The following is a 17472-nucleotide window of genomic DNA, read 5'->3' as shown; positions in this document are numbered from 1 at the left end:
CTCTCGTAATTGCTATACGAGCTTAAATTAATAGCATCACTTACACTTGACCATCATTCAAATGGCAAGCCGCATAATGCCCAGAGGAGATTTCCCGCCACTTCGGCTCCTCCTGACGGCAGCGTTCCGTGGCAAAGGGACAACGCGATGCGAACTTGCACCCTTGCATATCTGCGAGCGGACTTGGCAAATCTCCCTGAAGCATCGAGATCGCTGAACCAGCCTGCTTCGGATCCGGTACAGGAATTGCGGAGAGCAGCGCCTGCGTATAGGGGTGTGCAGGATGGTTGTACAACTCATCGCTAGGAGCGACCTCGACCAGCTTGCCCAAGTACATCACGCCGATCCGATCCGAAATATGTCTTACCATGGATAGGTCATGCGCGATGAACAGATAAGTCAACCCGTACTCTTCCTGCAAGTCCTCCAGCATATTCACCACTTGGGCTTGTACGGATACGTCAAGCGCCGAGATTGGCTCATCGCACAAGATGAACTCAGGCCGTACCGACAGTGCGCGCGCAATACTGATCCGTTGACGCTGACCGCCGCTGAACTCATGCGGATAACGCTCCGCATGCTCTGGCTTCAGTCCTACCTTCTCCAGCAGAGACAATACCATATTACGCTGATCCTTCCGGTTCACGACGCCATGGATCGCCATCGGTTCACTAATGAGTTGAGTCACGTTCATGCCAGGATTCAACGAAGAATAGGGGTCCTGGAATATCGTCTGCATTCGCTTGCGGAACGGCTTTAGCTGCTTCTCGTTCATTGTCGCGATGTTTTGACCGTCGAACAGAACTTCGCCATCCGTTACATCATATAGTCTTACAATCGAACGTCCTGTCGTTGACTTCCCGCAGCCTGATTCTCCGACAAGTCCGAACGTCTCCCCTTTATGAATTTGGAAACTGACATCATCTACTGCTTTCAATACTTTCTGTGGACGGCCGAGCAGTGATTTGGAGGCTGGGAAGTACTTTTTTAGTCCACGCACGTCTAGCAAAATTTCTTTTTGGTTACTCATTTGACAGCCCCCTCTCCAATCGTTCCAGACGCTGCTCTTCTTCTTCATGCACAAGCCAGCATAGCGAACGATGACCTGGATCGGTCGTAACAACCGGAGGCATTTGTCTGCACTTGTCCATCGCAGAAGGGCAGCGCTCCATAAATGGGCAGCCTTCCGGCGGATGTAGCAGGTTCGGCGGCGTTCCCTCAATCGTAGCGAGACGCTCGCGTGTTCCTGTCGATACTTTCGGAATCGAGCGAAGCAATCCCTTCGTGTATGGGTGACGAGGACGCTCGAAGATATCCTCAACCGTGCCTTCTTCCATAATCAACCCGCCATACATGACGATAACCCTCGTACACACTTGCGCTACAACGCCCAAGTCATGCGTAATGAGTAGAATGGCGGTCCGCGTCGTATCCCGGAGCTCCTTCATCAATCCCAGAATCTGTGCCTGAATCGTGACGTCGAGCGCAGTGGTCGGCTCATCTGCAATAAGCAGCTCGGGCTGGCAGGAGAGCGCCATTGCGATCATGGCCCGCTGACGCATCCCACCGCTGAATTCATGCGGGTACTGATCGATGCGCTGCTCGGGCGAAGGAATACCAACCTGACGCAGCAGTTCGATTGCCCGCTTTCGTGCTTCCGTCTTCGACAGCTTCTGATGACGCTGCAATACCTCTACGATCTGTGCGCCTACCTTAACTACCGGATTTAGCGACGTCATCGGATCTTGGAAAATCATCGCAATCCGATTACCCCGAATGCGCCGCAATTCCTTTTCTGACATATCTAATAGGTTATCTCCGTGGAACAGCACTTGACCGCTCTTAATCTGTCCCGGATGTTGTATTAATCCAATGAGAGACTTCGCTGTCACGCTCTTGCCGCTGCCCGATTCACCGACGATGCCGATGACTTCGCCTTCATGAACATCGAAGCTGACGCCCCGGACAGACTGCACTTCTCCGTCGCGTGTATGGAACGAAGTTCTCAGTTGTTGAACGGATAGCAGTTCATTCATAAGTCTCACTCCGTTGTATAGTATCGTTAGCCCTGCATCTGTATCGTTAGACGATCCAACTATCTGCTCTCTACAGTGCACACACTGCATCCTAGAACCTAACCCAGCTTATAATGGACTAACGTTGATTCGCTTTTGGTTCAAAGGCAACACGCAGCACATCGCCTAGGAAGTTGAACGACAGCACTGTAACCAAGATAAGCAATCCAGGGAACAAAGCCATATAAGGCGCCTCCCCGATATATCCTTGTGCGCTGTTCAACATACTTCCCCATGACGCATTCGGCGGCTGTACCCCGAGTCCAAGGAAGCTTAGTGACGACTCCATCATAATTGCCCCTGCAATATTGATCGTCGCCGTAACAATAATCGTAGGCATAATATTCGGAATGATATGCTTCCAAATGATGCCGAACGTGCTCTGGCCTGATACTCGCGCATACAGGACATATTCCCGCTCCTTGACGGACAATGTCTCCGCACGCACAATTCGGGATATGTTCATCCAGCTAAGCAGGCCGATGATCAGCACGATCGTGGTAATCCCTGGCTTCAAGTAAGCATTCAGTATAAGCATTAAGAAGAAGGATGGTATCGACATTAAAATATCAACGATACGCATCAACGTATTATCAATCCAGCCGCCAAAATAACCACTAATTGTACCTACAGCTGTTCCTACCAGCACTGCGATAAACATCGACAAAAATCCGACACTAAGTGAAATACGTCCGCCATACAATGCCCGTGCGAACACATCGCGCCCTTGGTCATCTGTACCGAACCAATGAGATGCGCTTGGGGACTGAAGTGTCTCCGTCACGACCATCTTGTCGGGATCATGCGGGCTCAAAAATGCCAAGGTGGAAGCGATAATGAGAACCGCGAGTAGAATCAATGCTACCAGAGCCAGCTTCTGTTCTTTCAATTGTGTAGCGATATTTCGCCATATCATTCGGTTCATCTGACTCACCCCGTTGTCTTAATTCGTGGATCTACTACGCCGTACAGCAGGTCAGCAACCAAGTTCCCGACAACCAGCATAACGGAAGAGATCATCGTAATGCCCATGATGACAGGGTAATCCAGCTGAAATACCGAAGTAATCCCGAGTGCCCCCATCCCTGGCCATGAGAATACCGATTCCGTAATGAATGCTCCGGCAATCAGTTCAGGGAAGGACATACCGAGAATTGTAATGACAGGCAGCAGAACATTTTTCAGCACATGACGGCGCAATACCGTGCCGCGAGTAGCTCCGTAAGCGTACTGAATTTGAACGTAGTCCTCTTCCAGCTGACTTATCGTATGCGAACGAATGTAACGCATATAGACCGATACATTCATGAAAGTCAGTACCGTACAAGGCAGAATTCCGTGCTTCAAAATATCAAGTGCGGAATCTACCCCGATTGTTCGCATCCCCATACTTGGGAGCAAGTTTAATTTCAACGCAAAAATATAAATCAGCATAATGCCAAACCAGAAGCTCGGGATCGAGATTCCGATATAAGACAGCAGGCTAAGGCCGCGGTCACTAAGACGATTTTTACGTGACGCAGCGTACATGCTAAGTGGTACCGAAATGAGAAGTGAGATCAACATAGCGGATCCCATAAGGCCAATCGTCGCAGGCAGCCGTTCTAAAATGAGCTCCGTCACCGGCCGATGGCTCATCAGTGAATAACCTAAATCTCCTGAAAATACATTTTTAAGCCAGTTCCAATACTGCACAATAATCGGTTCCGTCAATCCAAGGTCATGACGGATTCGCTCTACATCCTCCGCGTTCATGTTCGGTGTGACGAACGAAAGCACCGGGTCTCCCGGTGCTAGTTTAATGAGCGCGAATGATACGATTGAAATAAACCAGAGCAGTGGAATGGCTTGCAGAACGCGTCGCAAGATGTATTTCTGCAATTCAATTCCCTCCGTGCAGACGCCAGCCCTTGCTGGCGCCTGTATTCTGGATGTTTATGTTCGATAACAAATTATCGTGCTTAGTTCAGATAAAGTTTGGACAAATCTTCGAACATGAAGACCGGCTTCGCAACCGCTTCATCAAGACCGCCATAACGTTTGTCTACCGCGATGATCGCTTTGTCGTTTGCAATCGGATATACAACCGCCTCGCTGGCAATCGTTTGTTGAATTTGCTTGTACAGTTCGCCACGCTTCGTGCTGTCCATCTCTACAGCAGCTTGTTCCCACAGTTTATCGAGTTCTGGGTTGTTGTAATGGCCGTAGTTGTACAGTTGATTGCTCAAGTAGAGCGATTTGTACGAATCCGGTTCAGTTCCCATTACATAACCATTGAAGGACAAATCGAATTTCGTGTTGTTCGGATCAAGCGACATATTGGAGAACGTGCCGGATTCAAGCGGCAGCAATTCAACTTCAATACCTACTTCTTTCAGCTTTTGTTGAATGTAGAGTGCTTGGCTTGTTTGAATCTTGCTTGCATTCGAGTACGCAAGCTTCAGCTTCAAGTTGCTTACGCCAGCCTGCTTAAGCAATTCTTTGGCTTTCTCCGCATTGTAGTCATACTTCTCAACATCTGCTGTGTAATACGTTGTATCCGGTGTAAAGATGGACGCCGCTGGGTCTGCAAATTCTGCAGAGCCATAAGCTAGCGGAATCAGTTCTTGCTTGTTAATTGCATAGGAAATCGCTTGACGGACTTCCTTCTTCTTCATCGCATCGATGTTCATATTGAACACCAGATAGTTCAAGCGGCCTTCAGGGTATACAACCATGTTCAGCTTGCCGCTTGTATTCAACTTGTTGTAATCCGCTGGTTCAACCTTGCGCATATTCAATTCACCGTTCTGCAATGCCAAGTTCGCTGCATTCGGATCTTTCGCAATGCGGTAGATGACTTGGTCCAGATGACCCTTGCCTGCGAAATAATTATCGAAGCGCTCCAATGTTACATATTCGCCTGGGCGATATTCTTTGAACTTATAAGCGCCAGAACCAATTGGAGCTGCATTCTTCGTGCTCTTCTCAATATCAGCTTCGCCTTCGAAGATATGCTTCGGAATCGGCTTGAACGAAGCAAAGATTCCTTCAAAGGAAGCAGATGGCTGTGGAAGAACCAAATCGACAGTTACGTCATCCACTTTCTTCGCTTGCAGCGGCTTGCCATTGAAGATGTAGGATTCACGATCCGTGCTGTGCTGCTTCTCATCCAAGATGCTGTTGATTGTGAAGACAACATCATCTGCTGTAAGCGGCTTGCCGTCATGCCATGTCAATCCTTTGCGAAGCTTCAGCGTGTACGTCAAGAAATCCTTCGATGGAGTAATGCTCTCCGCGAGTACGAATTTCTTCTTGCCTCCGTCTTCCACCGTATACAACGGTGCATACAAGGTTTGATTTATCGTCAACGTAACACGGTCATTCGAATACAATGGGTTCAATACACGAGGATCCTCTTGTACTGCAATAATAATATTGCCTCCATCCTTCGGTTGGCCTGTCCCTTCCGCCGTAGAAGACGTTGAATCCTTCGCAGGAGTAGAATTGTTACCGCACGCACTCACCACAAGGACGATAAGTGTGAGCAGCCCGATAATCCATAATTTGTTGCGTTTCATGTTGATTCCTCCCGATAGATGGTTAACAAGACTATGGAATCTAGTATAACTATATTTTTTTCAGAAGACAATAGTTTTTCCGAGCTTTTTGATAGGGATTAAAATCATCCTGTTTTCACAGTCACGAGATCGACACACGAAAAGGCGAAGCAGCCATTCGCTAGAACGCTGCCTTCAACCTTCAACAAAAAAAGCTGTGCCCCTATAGAGGGCACAGCTGATTATCAATCTATGGGAAACGAATTACTTCGTCCAGACAACTTCACTTTCTTCCTGTCCATTAACAGGCCACCAGTGGAATCCATCCTCTTGCAGAAGCTTGTCTGCTTGCTCAGGGCCCCAAGAGCCTGCTGGATAAGCAAACAGATCTTCGTTAGATTTCTTCCATGCCTTCGCGATATTATCAACGAATGACCATGCAGTAGCCACCTCGTCCCAACGCGTGAAGTACGTGGAATCGCCGCGAGCAGCATCAAAGATCAGACGCTCATACGCTTCTGGCGTATTGATGCCGACCATGCAGCTTTGGCAGAAGTCCATCGCAAGCGGTTGAATGCCGCCTTCCGCTCCAGGCTTCTTACCATTAAGCTTCACATAGATGCCTTCCATCGGATTTACGCGGATAACGAGCAAGTTCGGCTCCAGCTTATGCTTCTGTCCGAGGTATACATTCGTAGGCATGTTCTTGAATTCAACCACAACTTCTGTCGTCTTCACTGGCAGACGCTTGCCTGTCCGAATGTAGAACGGTACTCCCGCCCAGCGGAAGTTGTCAACGAATACACGTGCTGCAAAATATGTCTCCGTTACAGATGCAGGATTCACCTTATCTTCCTCACGATAGCCAGGAAGCTCCTTGCCATTCATCGAGCCTGCGGAATATTGTCCACGCACGACATTGCGGTGAACATCCTCTTGCTCTGGGTATTGGCGCAAGGAACGAAGCACCTTCACCTTCTCATCGCGGATATCTTCCGGATGCAGGCGGCTAGGCGGCTCCATTGCAATCATCGTGAGCATTTGCAGCATATGGTTCTGCGCCATATCGCGCAATGCACCTGCATGATCGTAATAGCCTCCACGCTCTTCAACCCCAACTGTCTCAGACAGGGAAATTTGAATATTCGCGATATGCTTGTTGTTCCAGAGCGGCTCGAAGAATGCATTCGCAAATCGAAGAACTTCAATGTTCTGTACCATTTCTTTGCCCAAGTAATGGTCGATACGGTACACTTCTTCTTCTTTGAATACTTGACGAATTTCTTCGTTCAGCTTCTCTGCTGACGGTAGATCGTAACCGAACGGCTTCTCAATTACGAGGCGGTGCCAGCCCTCGCTCTCCAGCATTCCGCCATCACGGAGATTGTGCGATACACTGCCGAACAATTCCGGAGCCAGTGCCAAATAGAACAAACGGTTTCCTGGAATATCGTACTCGCGTTCGATATGCTCGGACTGCTCACGCAGTTCGCGGAAGCCGTCTACATTGTTAATATCTAACGGCTTGTACTCAAAATGCTTAGCAAACCGGTTCCATTCCTCATCATTCTGAACCGGGTAACGGCAAAATTCGTCGATAGACGCACGCACATCCTGACGGAATTCTTCATGCGTACGAGCACGGCGGGCTAGTCCGATAACTGCGAAGCGTTCTCCTAGCTTGCCTTCGCGATATAGACTATATATAGCCGGGAACAATTTGCGGCGAGCTAAGTCGCCAGTAGCACCGAATATATAGAATACGGCGCCTTCTGCCAATTGGGATTCATGATTTTGCATCACAGTCATCTCTCTCCATCATCCTTACACTCGTTTATAGATCTGATATAGTTCCTATTTCGGATGTGATGCCATTTTAGCATACTTAACGTATAGATTCCATTCTTTCCTTGACGTCAAGTATAATTCTCATTGCCTTGCCCAGCTGCAATTCTCAATCCATTCTCATTAATATTCACCGGCAATCAGCGGTGTACCGAAAGATATGCGAGTTTCTCCCTTGTCCCTGTTTTCATGAACAGCAAGCTGCAAATTTGCATTTCCATGCTTCATTTGCACACCTGAACCCATATAGTCCGTCTGATAAGATACACTGATTGTACGCTCATCCTCATAGCGGTCAAGCGGTTCTGCTTGTCCCCATTCCCGTAGCGATCGCTCAGCCCTCTCGAAGCTGTCCTTCAGCGATTGGCTCGCTACTGTCTGAACGGTCGCCGTCCATTCTGCCCTGTAATGAGATGACAGCTTCTTCATCAGTTGTTCCCCTTCTGCAGCTGACTGAGTCATACCGATTCTGGCTGATCCCTGTATGGATATCGTATAGCATACGCGCCCATCCTCTTCTTGAAACCACAGAATCGCTGCTTCTATCGAATCCGATATATAGATTCCGCGATACGCCTCCTTGCCTTGTTCTTCCTTGCGTATCAGGTGCGCTGTGATCCCTGCATCCTTCTGCCACTGTTCGAGGTTCTTCTCCTTGCTGCCATCAGTTGCATAATTCCCTTGAATGAGCACCGTAGTCTGGAATTTCCCGGATCCGACCAATTCAGCAAGCACCCACAGCATGTTCACCCGCTTCACAAGATCAAGCTTCTCGACCGATTCCCGACTTCCAGGCAAATGCCATCGATCATTGCTTCCGATGAGCGCAATGGCACCGCATAACGCTAACAACACCAATCCTACTGCCGCAACGGCAGAACGGCGTACTGCATGCATCCTTCCATCACCTTACCTTATCGAAGTGTAGCACCTCTTAGAATTAGGCGGGCTGATTCTAGGTGTATGACCATACCTAGCATTCGTTCATGGAATAGACTAGTGACATATACATTCAACCAAGAATGGAGGCTGACCAACCGTGGTTCCCGTTCCGATAGACGAGACATTCATTCGATTGCTGTGTGGCCGCCCGGTCCGTGTTGTGATGCAGAATGGAGATCAATATATAGGACGGCTTACCTCTTGTGAGGGGGGGAAAGTGATATTGAACGGCGATATTGTTACTACCTCGCACGCTTCTGCTGCATCCGTTGAACCTTCCCCAGTTAAGAAGCGCAGAGGGAAAAAGAAAAACAGATCGCTTCAAATTGCTGACACTTCAAATCAAGTATATACAAGCGCATTCGATCCATATAGAGCCAGTCCCTTCTTCCCTGGTGGACGCCTCGCTCTTGATTTGGGTCTGGTTTCCTTATTTTTTCTGCTTTTTATCTAGAATTCCTGCATCCTCTTCTCAGTTCATTCGAAAAAAACCCGAACACTCTCCTAGGAAAGCGCTCGGGTTCTCGGCTATTCAGCCAATCCGTTCTTATAAGCGTAAATCGCTGCCTGCGTGCGATCCTCCACACCAAGCTTCGCCAATATATTCGTAACATGGAATTTAACCGTCTTAATCCCAATAAACAGATCATCCGCGATATCCTGATTGGATTTCCCCTGCGCTAATAAACGAAGTACGTCCATCTCACGCTCTGTCAATTGTTCATGCGCCGCAGTTGGCTGTGCTGGCTGGCGGAATCGATTCATCATCTTGGAGGCTACCTGGGACTCAAGCACAGATTGGCCTCTTGCAGCCGCCCGGATGGCTTCAGCAATCTCTGTAGCTCGGGACGTCTTCAGCAAATAACTGAATGCTCCAGCTTCAATGACAGGATACATCTTTTCATCATCCAAATAACTTGTAAGTACGATCACTTTGCAGTCAGGATACAACTGCAGCAGCTTGCGGGTTGTCTCTATACCATCCATACCATCCATCACAAGATCCATAAGCACAACATCAGGCTTATACTCTTGGGCAAGACGTATTCCGTCCATCCCGTTGCTTGCTTCCCCTACGACCTCAATGCCTTCTTCTGTATTCAGTACTGCAGCAAGGCCGATGCGAACCATTTCATGGTCATCTACCAACAATACTTTAATAGGATTGTCCATCATCGATGTTTCCATCTCCATCGTTCAACTCTTCCTCCTTCAGACCAGGCTCTTCTCTCATGACAGGCACTCGAATTTCGATCCGGGTTCCTTTGTCAGGTGCGGTAATGAACTGAATGGAGCCACCCACTTCATTTACCCGCTCTTGCATCGTACGAAGGCCATAGCTTGCTTGCTTCTTATCGTCCCAATCAAATCCTATCCCATTATCACGAAGGAGTAAACGAACGAAATCCCCTCGATTTTGCAGTTTGATCTCCATCCGTGATGCCTTCGAGTGCCGCAGTGTATTCGACAACGCCTCCTGAACAATCCGGAACAGATGATTCTCAACGCCCTTCACTAATCCAATATGATCATCCATCTCGCAATGGATTTCAATTGGAATTTTGGACTGAAGCTCGCGGATCAGCTCCGCCAAGCCTTGAGTCAAGCCTTTTCCCTCCAAATGTACAGGCCGCAAATGAAGCAGCAGCGCTCGCATCTCAGACTGGGCAACGGAAGCCATTTCTTCAATCAGCTCCACCTGCCGCACCGCTCGATCAAAATCAACATCCAGTGTTCTCCGTACAGCGGTAGCTGTCATTGATATTGCAAATAACTGCTGGCTTACCGCATCATGCAACTCCCGCGCCAAGCGTTGCCGCTCTTCTATAATCGCAGATATCCGAGCCTGCTCTGCCAATTGCGCATTATTCGTGGACAAGCGCTGCATCGAAGTCACTTGTTCTTCCCAACGCTTGCTTACTCGCTCCAATTGTTCAGCTAGCTGGCCGATCTCGTCATCGCCGAGATCCGGCATCGGCCGCGATAGATTCCCCTTCTCCAAGAGCAGCATCGATTCGCGCAGCAATTCCACCCGACGCTTCATTCGATAACCTTGGTAGAACGCAAATATCGACGTAATGATTGCAACGACAAACAACACCGATAATGTCGCCTTCACTCCGTCGATCCAAGTCTCAAATGGCTGCACATAACCATATGATTGCATCAAATAAATGATGACAAAGAATAGTATAATAGAAAGGAGAAGCGTCTCGCCCATTAATCGTACTACCATATTCACATGCTTTTTCGGTTCCATACCGGCCTCTGCATCTCCTTTCTCCGCTAACTGTCCTACATGTGCAACCTGACATCAATATCTCCTACAAGGTAAGAAATATGGAGTTTCACCTTTTGCTCCGTAAACTCGTAATTCGCCGATCGCCACGTCCACTTGTTCAAAAATCCGGTTTCTTTGTCGCGTCCCACATCAATTTGTCCAAATATGACCGTAGCCTCGATATATACACCAATGTCATCTGGAATCATAATGTCCATGTCACCTAATACACCTTGAAAGATGAGGGTGGTTTCCGGTTCTTCCAATATCGCTAAGGACAAATCAATATCACTTTCCCCAATGAAATGCCACATGCTCTGGCTATGCAAAATATACGGAACTCGATCCCACTTCAGGCTGGACGTAATATTCTGGCGCTTTTCGACATGATCATGTTTCTGGTCTTTGCGAGCACGCGAATAGAATATCCCTAACGATATCAAGATGATTCCGACGAATAGCATTAAATGTTCCAAAAGTAACAGTGTTCCGCCGATACCTAGCAAGGTGTACCCTACACGCAATTCTGCAGCACGAACTTTGCGTATGCCCAAATACAGCATTACAAGTGCGACAAACGTTACGAAACTAAGCCACTTGCCAATTAAAATGAGCAACCCGAAGACGATAAGAATATATGCAAGCAAACGGTTGTTTTTATTCATGTCGCACCTCCTGTCACAAATATTCGCGGATAGCACTTACGGCGATGCTAGCGCATCGCCGTAAGCTACCTATGTTAGCATATCACAACCTTGGACATCCCCCAAGGATTTATTGCTCCGTTTGACCCAATTTTTGCTTCAATGCTGCCAATTGCTCGTTTACCTTCATTTCCTTCTCTACATCTACTGGCGGCTGGTAATTGGATGAAGTGCCTGCATATCCGCCGTAAGGGACACGCATGACTTCAGCTTCTGCTTCCAATTGCATAATCTTCTCTTCCATGCGATGGAATCCGCGAGTTGCAGAACCTGATTCGATGGAATGGTTGCTTGTAATAGAAGACATCTGCTTGCGTGCCTTCGCCATTTGTGCACGTGCAGCCAATTCATTGCGTTTGTTGCGCAGCTTGTAGAATTCATCCTTCATCGAGCGCAGCTGATGCATTAACTCTTCCGCATGGCCCTGTGCTTGGGCATGCAAGTCGCTGTATTCAGCAACTTTTTGATCATAGTACAGTTTTTCTTCCAGGAACTTGCGTGCCATTTCCTCTTGGCCTGACTTCAATGCGCGTTCTGCCTGTGCTTCACGGTCAGCTGTAAAGCGAATAGCTTCATCATAACGATGCTTGATTTGGCGCTCACTTGCCATTTGCTTGGCAACTGTTACTTCCGCATCATGGATTTCTTCCTCCATGTCGCGCAGATATTGATTCAACATTACCACTGGATCTTCTACTTTATCCAACAACTCATGTACAGAAGCCTTAGTCATATCTTTAATACGTTTGAATACACCCATCTTATTTGTCCCCTCTCTCGTACTTCGCTACTTTTTGGCGAAGTTCTTCGATTTCTTTTTTCAATGCTTTTTTCTCAATATCCATCATCATCGAATCGATGGAAGAATCATTAGAAGATGCATAGTTCGCATCATAACTGTTGGTTTGCTTCACTCCTCCATATGTGGAGGAGCCGTATGGATTCGTCGGCCCTGCAGCTCGTGGTCCGTTGTAATAGTTCGGATCATTGGAGTAGCCGCCTTGGTAACCTTGTTGGCCTTGATAGCCGCCTCCGTATGGGCCTGCACCATAACCGGTAGGTCCAAATGGCTGGTACGGCTCCTTAGGTACTACTAGTGATACTACAAAGTATACGGCGATAAGTGTGAACGCCGAGAAGAATACTCCGATTACAAACAGGACACGCAGCAGAGTGACATCGAATCCAAGCCATTCACCTAAGCCGCCGAGGAGACCGCATACTTTACGATCCCGTGTCGAACGGTACAACTTTCTGTTCATGGCTTACTTCACTCCTTTGCTGAATCTAATTTTTGTTTCAGGCGCTCCATTTCGCGCTTCAAAGCCATATCCCGTTCCGGGTTGATGTTGCCCATCGTTTGGCCGCTCATGCGGCGTACATCTTGAATGCCTTGCGTTTCCCATTCCATCCCGGACACTCGATCCTCTAGTCTGCGGAACATGCTGTCCACTTGCCCCACACCGTATTGTCCGAAGCGCTCGTTCATTTGCTGCTGCAAGCGAACGGTCTGCATTCTAGCGATGTAATATTGGCGCTTGTCATATACAGCTTGATATTCGCTCTTGAGCATATTCAATTGCTCTTCCAGCTCAAGAATCGCATCCTTGCTCTTTTCGTACAATTCTGAATACTGCTGCACCTTATCCTCATGCATCAGCTTCTCTTGCAATGCAATCTTGGCTGCGAATTCCTCACCCGCCTTTAAGGCCAGCATCGCTTGCTGCTCTCTGCGAGAACATAATTCTTGTGCTTGATTCATTTGATTTCTCATTTGATTCGCATGCATGACATATTGTTGATAGAGGCGGTCTGCCTCATTAATATCATGGCGTGTACGCATCAGGAACTGGTCAATCAAGCGGACAGGATCTTCAACCTTATCCAAACGTTCATTCAATGTTGCCATCGTAATGTCGCGAACCCTTTTCAAAATACCACTCATTCAGCCTTACCCTCCTTGAACCGACTATTTGCAATTATTAATAATCACCTTTGTTAAAACGGATGGCTCTTGTTGCGCTTGCCTCCCAACATCGATATCCCGAAACCAATCAATCCTACGGCAACGATGATACCGATGATCCAGGACAACTTGCCAATCAACGATATCGCTCCGATAATGATGAAGATCCATCCGAAGAATGAATTCCCTGCCTTCACTCCATAGTAGCCAAGCGCAATCAGAATGAGAGGGAACAAGTAGCCAAACCAGCTGCCCAGATGAATCCCGAACTTGCTTAGTAATATGATTCCTCCCAGTGCGATCAGTACAAAAGCGAATGTGTTACCTTTGTTCGTTTGCATTCGGTTCGTCACCACCTTTCGTCGTGTCTTGCTTATGTCTTTATTTTAGGTGGAAATGCACTTGCCCAAAACAGGCCGGGGACGGTTTTTGATCCTAGACTCAAGTCGGGGGACCTGACCGACCTTTGATCGAGCCTATACTGGACTGGTCTGAAGTCGAAGTTGAAACAAAGTTTCGCCAATTACGTATATATTTCCATAACTGCCCATTCGCTGCAGGCGTCACTTCCTTCAAGCGATGAGAAAGGAGCGCATCGTCATGCACACGTTATATTGGGGATTGCTGATATTCGGCGTTTTGTACGCCATCGTCTCACTTCTGATTGGAGAGGTGCTCAGCCATGTATTCGATGGTTTAGTTGGCGACAGTCACCTTGCGGTACTTCAGCCAACCATACTCGTAAGCGGCTTAACCGCACTTGGCGCAGTCGGAGTCCTGCTTAGCCGTTATACAGTTTGGGCTTCTACAACCATTCTCCTCACCGCTCTTGCTGGTGCACTTGTAGTATCCATTGGTGTCTATTTTCTATATGTAAGGCCTATGGAGAATAGTGAGAACTCCATTGGATTCTCCATTACAGAACTTGCAGGTAAGGTTGGGGAGGTCAATGTTCCGATTCCGGCTGCTGGCTATGGTGAGGTCATTGTTCGAATCGGAGCTGGAGTAACGAATCAAATTGCAGCCTCCTTCGACAAAGAAGCCATTCCTTCCGGAACGACCATCGTCGTTGTTGAAGTAAAGGGAGATACGCTGTATGTATCCCCGCTCAACGAGGAAACACTCCGTCCAACCCATTAACATCATTGCTCTTCTGTTCCTGGACTTATATCCTACATTCTCACTTCGATTCGATTTATGGATTCATGTGTATTCAGGCATTGCCTATACAAATATATATAGAGGGAGCTGTATCTTATGGAGTTTAGTGAAGCATTGATCATCCCATTAATCGTTATTGGCGTCATACTCGTACTTGGCCTTGCATTCTGGGCACGCTACAAGACCGTCAGCCCAGACGAAACAATGATCGTCACCGGTTCTTATCTGGGACGCAAGAACGTATCCACCGACGAATCCGGACGCAAAATGAAAATTGTCCGCGGCGGTGGTGCATTCATCCTGCCAATCTTCCAGCAATCACAATTTCTATCCCTACTCTCACACAAGCTTGATGTAATGACACCAGAAGTATATACCGAACAAGGTGTACCCGTCATGACAGACGCTGTAGCGATCATTAAGGTAGGCGGTACTGTAGAAGATATTGCAACCGCTGCAGAGCAATTCCTTGGCAAGCCTACCGAAGCGCTGAAGAGTGAGGCTCAAGAAGTACTCGAAGGTCATCTGCGCGCGATCCTTGGTTCCATGACCGTCGAGGAAGTATATCGCAACCGTGATCGATTTGCTCAGGAAGTACAGGGAGTTGCCGCTAAAGATTTAAAAAAGATGGGTCTGCAAATTGTATCCTTTACGATTAAAGACGTGCGAGATAAGCACGGATACTTAGATGCACTCGGCAAACCACGTATCGCAGCCGTTAAACGTGATGCAGACATTGCTGAGGCAGAAGCTGTTCGTGATGCCCGTATCCAAAAGGCCAAAGCGGAAGAAGCAGGAATGAAAGCCGAGTTGCTCAGAGATACGAACATTGCTGAAGCTTCCAAAGAAAAAGAATTAAAGGTTGCTGCTTTCAAAAAAGACCAAGATCTTGCTCGTGCGGAAGCAGACCAAGCATACTTCATTCAAGAAGCACGTTCCAAGCAAAGCGTTGTTGAGGAACAAATGCGTGTCGAAATTGTTCGCAAAGAACGTGAGATTGATCTGGAAGCCAAAGAAATTCTCCGTCGTGAGAAACAGTATGATGCAGAAGTGAAAAAGAAGGCCGATGCGGATCGCTATGCCGTTGTTCAATCTGCCGAAGCTGAGAAGTCACGCAAAGTACTGGAAGCGGATGCTCTGCAGTATCGTATCGAAGCTGAGGCCAAGGCCCTCGCTGAACAGAAACGCTTAGAAGGTCTGGCGATTGCCGATGCTGAACGTGCGCGTGGTACGGCTGAAGCTGAAGTCATCCGCCTGCGTGGTCTAGCCGAAGCAGAAGCGAAAGAGAAGCTTGCTGAAGCGTTCGAGAAGTTCGGCGAAGCTGCTGTACTCGATATCGTCGTTAAGATGATGCCAGAACTCGCTGGAAAAGTCGCAGAGCCACTCAAGTCCATCGACAAGCTCACTGTCGTTGACACAGGCAATGGTGAAGGAGCAGCACGGGTAAGCAACTATGTCACACAACTCATGGCGACTGCTCCACAAATGTTAAAAGACGTATCCGGTCTGGATATTGAGAAAATGATTAAGCGATTTACCAACGATCCGGAACATAGCAAGCAGATCAAGCCAGCACTCGATCTACCTACGAACGAACCAACTAAACAGCCCGAGTAAACCTTGAAACACTTAGGTCTTATTCATAAAAACAGCCTTGCAGAGCAAACTCTACTCGTTCGCTTTGCAAGGCTACTCTATTTGTCCACTATCCCAGCTACATCTAACCGTGAAGCATGATCTACATCCATCTGATGCTCGTTCCTCTATTATGGACATCCTATGTTCGACTTAATAGGTTCGACTACTTCGCGTTTTATTTTTCCTGTCCTCATGATTCAATTTGCTGTTAAACTGGCTCAAGCAACTATGTAATCGTCTTATCGTATTCTTTCATTTCCGAGAATAACAAAAAACCTTCAATCGCTTGAAAGTCTTGTTCATAAATATGGTGCCGGTGAGAGGACTCGAACCTCCACGGTTTCCCTCACGATTTTGAGTCGCGCGCGTCTGCCAATTCCGCCACACCGGCTTATGAAATTAATGGCGTGCCCTGAGAGATTCGAACTCCCGACCTTTTGATTCGTAGTCAAATACTCTATCCAGCTGAGCTAAGGGCACAAAAGATGTTTGGAGGCGCCACCCAGATTTGAACTGGGGAATAAAGCTTTTGCAGAGCTTTGCCTTACCACTTGGCTATGGCGCCACATCTGGAGCGGACAACGAGATTCGAACTCGCGACCCTCGCCTTGGCAAGGCGATACTCTACCACTGAGCTATGTCCGCAAATGGCTGGGGATATAGGATTCGAACCTATGCGTGACGGAGTCAAAGTCCGTTGCCTTACCGCTTGGCTAATCCCCAATGTGGTAATGGGGCGATCGAAGGGAATCGAACCCTCGAGTGTCGGAGCCACAATCCGATGCGTTAACCACTTCGCCACGACCGCCATATTACATTAGAAATTGTTGGCAGGGGCAGCAGGAATTGAACCCACACCAAAGGTTTTGGAGACCTTTGTTCTACCTTTAAACTATGCCCCTACATGGTGGAGGATGATGGATTCGAACCACCGAACCCGGACGGGAACAGATTTACAGTCTGCTGCGTTTGGCCACTTCGCTAATCCTCCAAGATGGTGCCGGCGAAAGGAGTCGAACCCTCGACCTACTGATTACAAGTCAGCCGCTCTACCAACTGAGCTACACCGGCGAAATTTCTATGGTGGCTTGGGACGGAATCGAACCGCCGACACAAGGATTTTCAGTCCTTTGCTCTACCGACTGAGCTACCAAGCCTCATTGAAATCTTATTAAATTCAAGCCATTCGAAAATAAATGGCGGAGCTGACGGGATTCGAACCCGCGGTCTCCTGCGTGACAGGCAGGCATGTTAGGCCTCTACACCACAGCTCCATATTTGGTTGCGGGGGCAGGACTTGAACCTGCGACCTTCGGGTTAT

The 17472-nt window shown here is 48.0% G+C and carries 17 protein-coding genes and 11 tRNA genes; 3 read left to right on the top strand and 25 right to left on the bottom strand.

Annotated elements, in window-relative coordinates; all coding sequences use genetic code 11:
- Window positions 1-40: 40 nt before the first annotated feature.
- From M3661_RS17190 to M3661_RS17160, 7 genes are all read right to left on the bottom strand, one after another.
- Window positions 41-1030 (bottom strand): ABC transporter ATP-binding protein, encoded by a 990-nt coding sequence (locus M3661_RS17190; RefSeq protein ID WP_251486991.1) that lies wholly within the window; start codon window positions 1028-1030, stop codon window positions 41-43.
- Window positions 1023-2036 carry an ABC transporter ATP-binding protein gene (locus tag M3661_RS17185; RefSeq protein ID WP_036667646.1) on the bottom strand — a complete coding sequence of 338 codons (1014 nt, stop codon included), beginning with the start codon at window positions 2034-2036 and terminating at the stop codon, window positions 1023-1025. The genes M3661_RS17190 and M3661_RS17185 overlap by 8 nt, the downstream gene beginning before the upstream one ends.
- Window positions 2037-2154: 118 nt before the next feature.
- A complete protein-coding gene (locus M3661_RS17180; protein ID WP_021254287.1) occupies window positions 2155-3000 on the bottom strand; it encodes an ABC transporter permease in 846 nt (281 codons plus the stop codon).
- Between the two features lie 5 nt (window positions 3001-3005).
- Window positions 3006-3956 (bottom strand): ABC transporter permease, encoded by a 951-nt coding sequence (locus M3661_RS17175; RefSeq protein ID WP_072730716.1) that lies wholly within the window; start codon window positions 3954-3956, stop codon window positions 3006-3008.
- Window positions 3957-4036: 80 nt separating this feature from the next.
- Window positions 4037-5635: an ABC transporter substrate-binding protein gene (locus tag M3661_RS17170; RefSeq protein ID WP_021254289.1), complete on the bottom strand. Its 1599-nt coding sequence runs from the start codon at window positions 5633-5635 to the stop codon at window positions 4037-4039.
- A gap of 243 nt (window positions 5636-5878) precedes the next feature.
- Entirely contained in the window at window positions 5879-7423 is a 1545-nt protein-coding gene (gene zwf, locus M3661_RS17165) for a glucose-6-phosphate dehydrogenase (protein ID WP_065293732.1), read from the bottom strand.
- Window positions 7424-7582: 159 nt separating this feature from the next.
- Entirely contained in the window at window positions 7583-8356 is a 774-nt protein-coding gene (locus M3661_RS17160) for a YwmB family TATA-box binding protein (RefSeq protein WP_251486989.1), read from the bottom strand.
- Between the two features lie 142 nt (window positions 8357-8498).
- Here M3661_RS17160 and M3661_RS17155 point away from each other — a divergent pair, with 142 nt between their 5' ends.
- Window positions 8499-8855, top strand: coding sequence for a hypothetical protein (locus M3661_RS17155; protein ID WP_251486987.1), 357 nt, complete (start codon window positions 8499-8501; stop codon window positions 8853-8855).
- 74 nt (window positions 8856-8929) lie between these two features.
- Here M3661_RS17155 and M3661_RS17150 read toward each other — a convergent pair whose 3' ends face one another.
- From M3661_RS17150 to M3661_RS17120, 7 genes are all read right to left on the bottom strand, one after another.
- Complete coding sequence (locus M3661_RS17150; RefSeq protein ID WP_174807476.1) at window positions 8930-9574, bottom strand: response regulator transcription factor; 645 nt, start codon at window positions 9572-9574, stop codon at window positions 8930-8932.
- Window positions 9558-10661 carry a sensor histidine kinase gene (locus M3661_RS17145; RefSeq protein ID WP_021254294.1) on the bottom strand — a complete coding sequence of 368 codons (1104 nt, stop codon included), beginning with the start codon at window positions 10659-10661 and terminating at the stop codon, window positions 9558-9560. Before M3661_RS17145 ends, M3661_RS17150 begins: the two co-directional genes overlap by 17 nt.
- A 35-nt stretch (window positions 10662-10696) precedes the next feature.
- Window positions 10697-11347 carry a cell wall-active antibiotics response protein LiaF gene (liaF, locus tag M3661_RS17140; RefSeq protein ID WP_065293735.1) on the bottom strand — a complete coding sequence of 217 codons (651 nt, stop codon included), beginning with the start codon at window positions 11345-11347 and terminating at the stop codon, window positions 10697-10699.
- Window positions 11348-11456: 109 nt separating this feature from the next.
- Window positions 11457-12146, bottom strand: a complete 690-nt coding sequence (locus M3661_RS17135) for a PspA/IM30 family protein (protein WP_021254296.1) — start codon at window positions 12144-12146, stop codon at window positions 11457-11459.
- Window position 12147: 1 nt separating this feature from the next.
- A complete protein-coding gene (locus M3661_RS17130; RefSeq protein WP_021258624.1) occupies window positions 12148-12648 on the bottom strand; it encodes a PspC domain-containing protein in 501 nt (166 codons plus the stop codon).
- A gap of 8 nt (window positions 12649-12656) precedes the next feature.
- Complete coding sequence (locus M3661_RS17125; RefSeq protein ID WP_021254298.1) at window positions 12657-13331, bottom strand: PspA/IM30 family protein; 675 nt, start codon at window positions 13329-13331, stop codon at window positions 12657-12659.
- 53 nt (window positions 13332-13384) lie between these two features.
- Complete coding sequence (locus tag M3661_RS17120; protein WP_021254299.1) at window positions 13385-13693, bottom strand: LiaF transmembrane domain-containing protein; 309 nt, start codon at window positions 13691-13693, stop codon at window positions 13385-13387.
- Window positions 13694-13952: 259 nt separating this feature from the next.
- On the opposite strand from M3661_RS17120, the gene M3661_RS17115 reads away from it, so the two are divergent.
- Together M3661_RS17115 and M3661_RS17110 are read left to right on the top strand one after the other, a co-directional pair.
- Window positions 13953-14492: an NfeD family membrane protein gene (locus M3661_RS17115; RefSeq protein WP_251486985.1), complete on the top strand. Its 540-nt coding sequence runs from the start codon at window positions 13953-13955 to the stop codon at window positions 14490-14492.
- Window positions 14493-14609: 117 nt separating this feature from the next.
- Window positions 14610-16130 carry a flotillin lipid rafts scaffold protein FloT gene (locus M3661_RS17110; protein WP_285853077.1) on the top strand — a complete coding sequence of 507 codons (1521 nt, stop codon included), beginning with the start codon at window positions 14610-14612 and terminating at the stop codon, window positions 16128-16130.
- Between the two features lie 329 nt (window positions 16131-16459).
- Here the strand turns inward: M3661_RS17110 and M3661_RS17105 are convergent.
- From M3661_RS17105 to M3661_RS17055, 11 genes are all read right to left on the bottom strand, one after another.
- Window positions 16460-16542: transfer RNA gene (locus tag M3661_RS17105), tRNA-Leu, on the bottom strand.
- Between the two features lie 12 nt (window positions 16543-16554).
- Window positions 16555-16631 (bottom strand) — tRNA-Arg (locus M3661_RS17100).
- Between the two features lie 10 nt (window positions 16632-16641).
- A tRNA-Cys gene (locus M3661_RS17095) sits at window positions 16642-16716 on the bottom strand.
- Window positions 16717-16721: 5 nt separating this feature from the next.
- Window positions 16722-16796 (bottom strand) — tRNA-Gly (locus M3661_RS17090).
- Between the two features lie 3 nt (window positions 16797-16799).
- Window positions 16800-16874 (bottom strand) — tRNA-Gln (locus M3661_RS17085).
- A 9-nt stretch (window positions 16875-16883) separates the two neighbouring features.
- A tRNA-His gene (locus M3661_RS17080) sits at window positions 16884-16959 on the bottom strand.
- A gap of 20 nt (window positions 16960-16979) precedes the next feature.
- A tRNA-Trp gene (locus M3661_RS17075) sits at window positions 16980-17053 on the bottom strand.
- 3 nt (window positions 17054-17056) lie between these two features.
- Window positions 17057-17142, bottom strand: a tRNA-Tyr gene (locus M3661_RS17070).
- A 4-nt stretch (window positions 17143-17146) separates the two neighbouring features.
- Window positions 17147-17222, bottom strand: a tRNA-Thr gene (locus M3661_RS17065).
- 10 nt (window positions 17223-17232) lie between these two features.
- Window positions 17233-17308: transfer RNA gene (locus M3661_RS17060), tRNA-Phe, on the bottom strand.
- 40 nt (window positions 17309-17348) lie between these two features.
- Window positions 17349-17425: transfer RNA gene (locus tag M3661_RS17055), tRNA-Asp, on the bottom strand.
- Window positions 17426-17472 lie beyond the last annotated feature (47 nt).

Origin of the sequence: Paenibacillus sp. MER 180, assembly GCF_023713665.1 — a bacterium.
GTDB lineage: Bacteria > Bacillota > Bacilli > Paenibacillales > Paenibacillaceae > Paenibacillus_B > Paenibacillus_B suaedae.
This window is presented reverse-complemented; position numbering and strand designations above follow the sequence as displayed.

Coding starts and splice junctions, on each gene's coding strand:
- M3661_RS17135 (WP_021254296.1), bottom strand. CDS start 12,146: ATGGGTGTATTCAAACGTATTAAAGATATGACTAAGGCTTCTGTACAT.
- M3661_RS17190 (WP_251486991.1), bottom strand. CDS start 1,030: ATGAGTAACCAAAAAGAAATTTTGCTAGACGTGCGTGGACTAAAAAAG.
- M3661_RS17170 (WP_021254289.1), bottom strand. CDS start 5,635: ATGAAACGCAACAAATTATGGATTATCGGGCTGCTCACACTTATCGTC.
- M3661_RS17115 (WP_251486985.1), top strand. CDS start 13,953: ATGCACACGTTATATTGGGGATTGCTGATATTCGGCGTTTTGTACGCC.
- M3661_RS17120 (WP_021254299.1), bottom strand. CDS start 13,693: ATGCAAACGAACAAAGGTAACACATTCGCTTTTGTACTGATCGCACTG.
- M3661_RS17110 (WP_285853077.1), top strand. CDS start 14,610: ATGGAGTTTAGTGAAGCATTGATCATCCCATTAATCGTTATTGGCGTC.
- M3661_RS17125 (WP_021254298.1), bottom strand. CDS start 13,331: ATGAGTGGTATTTTGAAAAGGGTTCGCGACATTACGATGGCAACATTG.
- M3661_RS17130 (WP_021258624.1), bottom strand. CDS start 12,648: ATGAACAGAAAGTTGTACCGTTCGACACGGGATCGTAAAGTATGCGGT.
- liaF (WP_065293735.1), bottom strand. CDS start 11,347: ATGAATAAAAACAACCGTTTGCTTGCATATATTCTTATCGTCTTCGGG.
- M3661_RS17150 (WP_174807476.1), bottom strand. CDS start 9,574: ATGGACAATCCTATTAAAGTATTGTTGGTAGATGACCATGAAATGGTT.
- M3661_RS17185 (WP_036667646.1), bottom strand. CDS start 2,036: ATGAATGAACTGCTATCCGTTCAACAACTGAGAACTTCGTTCCATACA.
- M3661_RS17180 (WP_021254287.1), bottom strand. CDS start 3,000: ATGAACCGAATGATATGGCGAAATATCGCTACACAATTGAAAGAACAG.
- zwf (WP_065293732.1), bottom strand. CDS start 7,423: ATGACTGTGATGCAAAATCATGAATCCCAATTGGCAGAAGGCGCCGTA.
- M3661_RS17160 (WP_251486989.1), bottom strand. CDS start 8,356: ATGCATGCAGTACGCCGTTCTGCCGTTGCGGCAGTAGGATTGGTGTTG.
- M3661_RS17145 (WP_021254294.1), bottom strand. CDS start 10,661: ATGGAACCGAAAAAGCATGTGAATATGGTAGTACGATTAATGGGCGAG.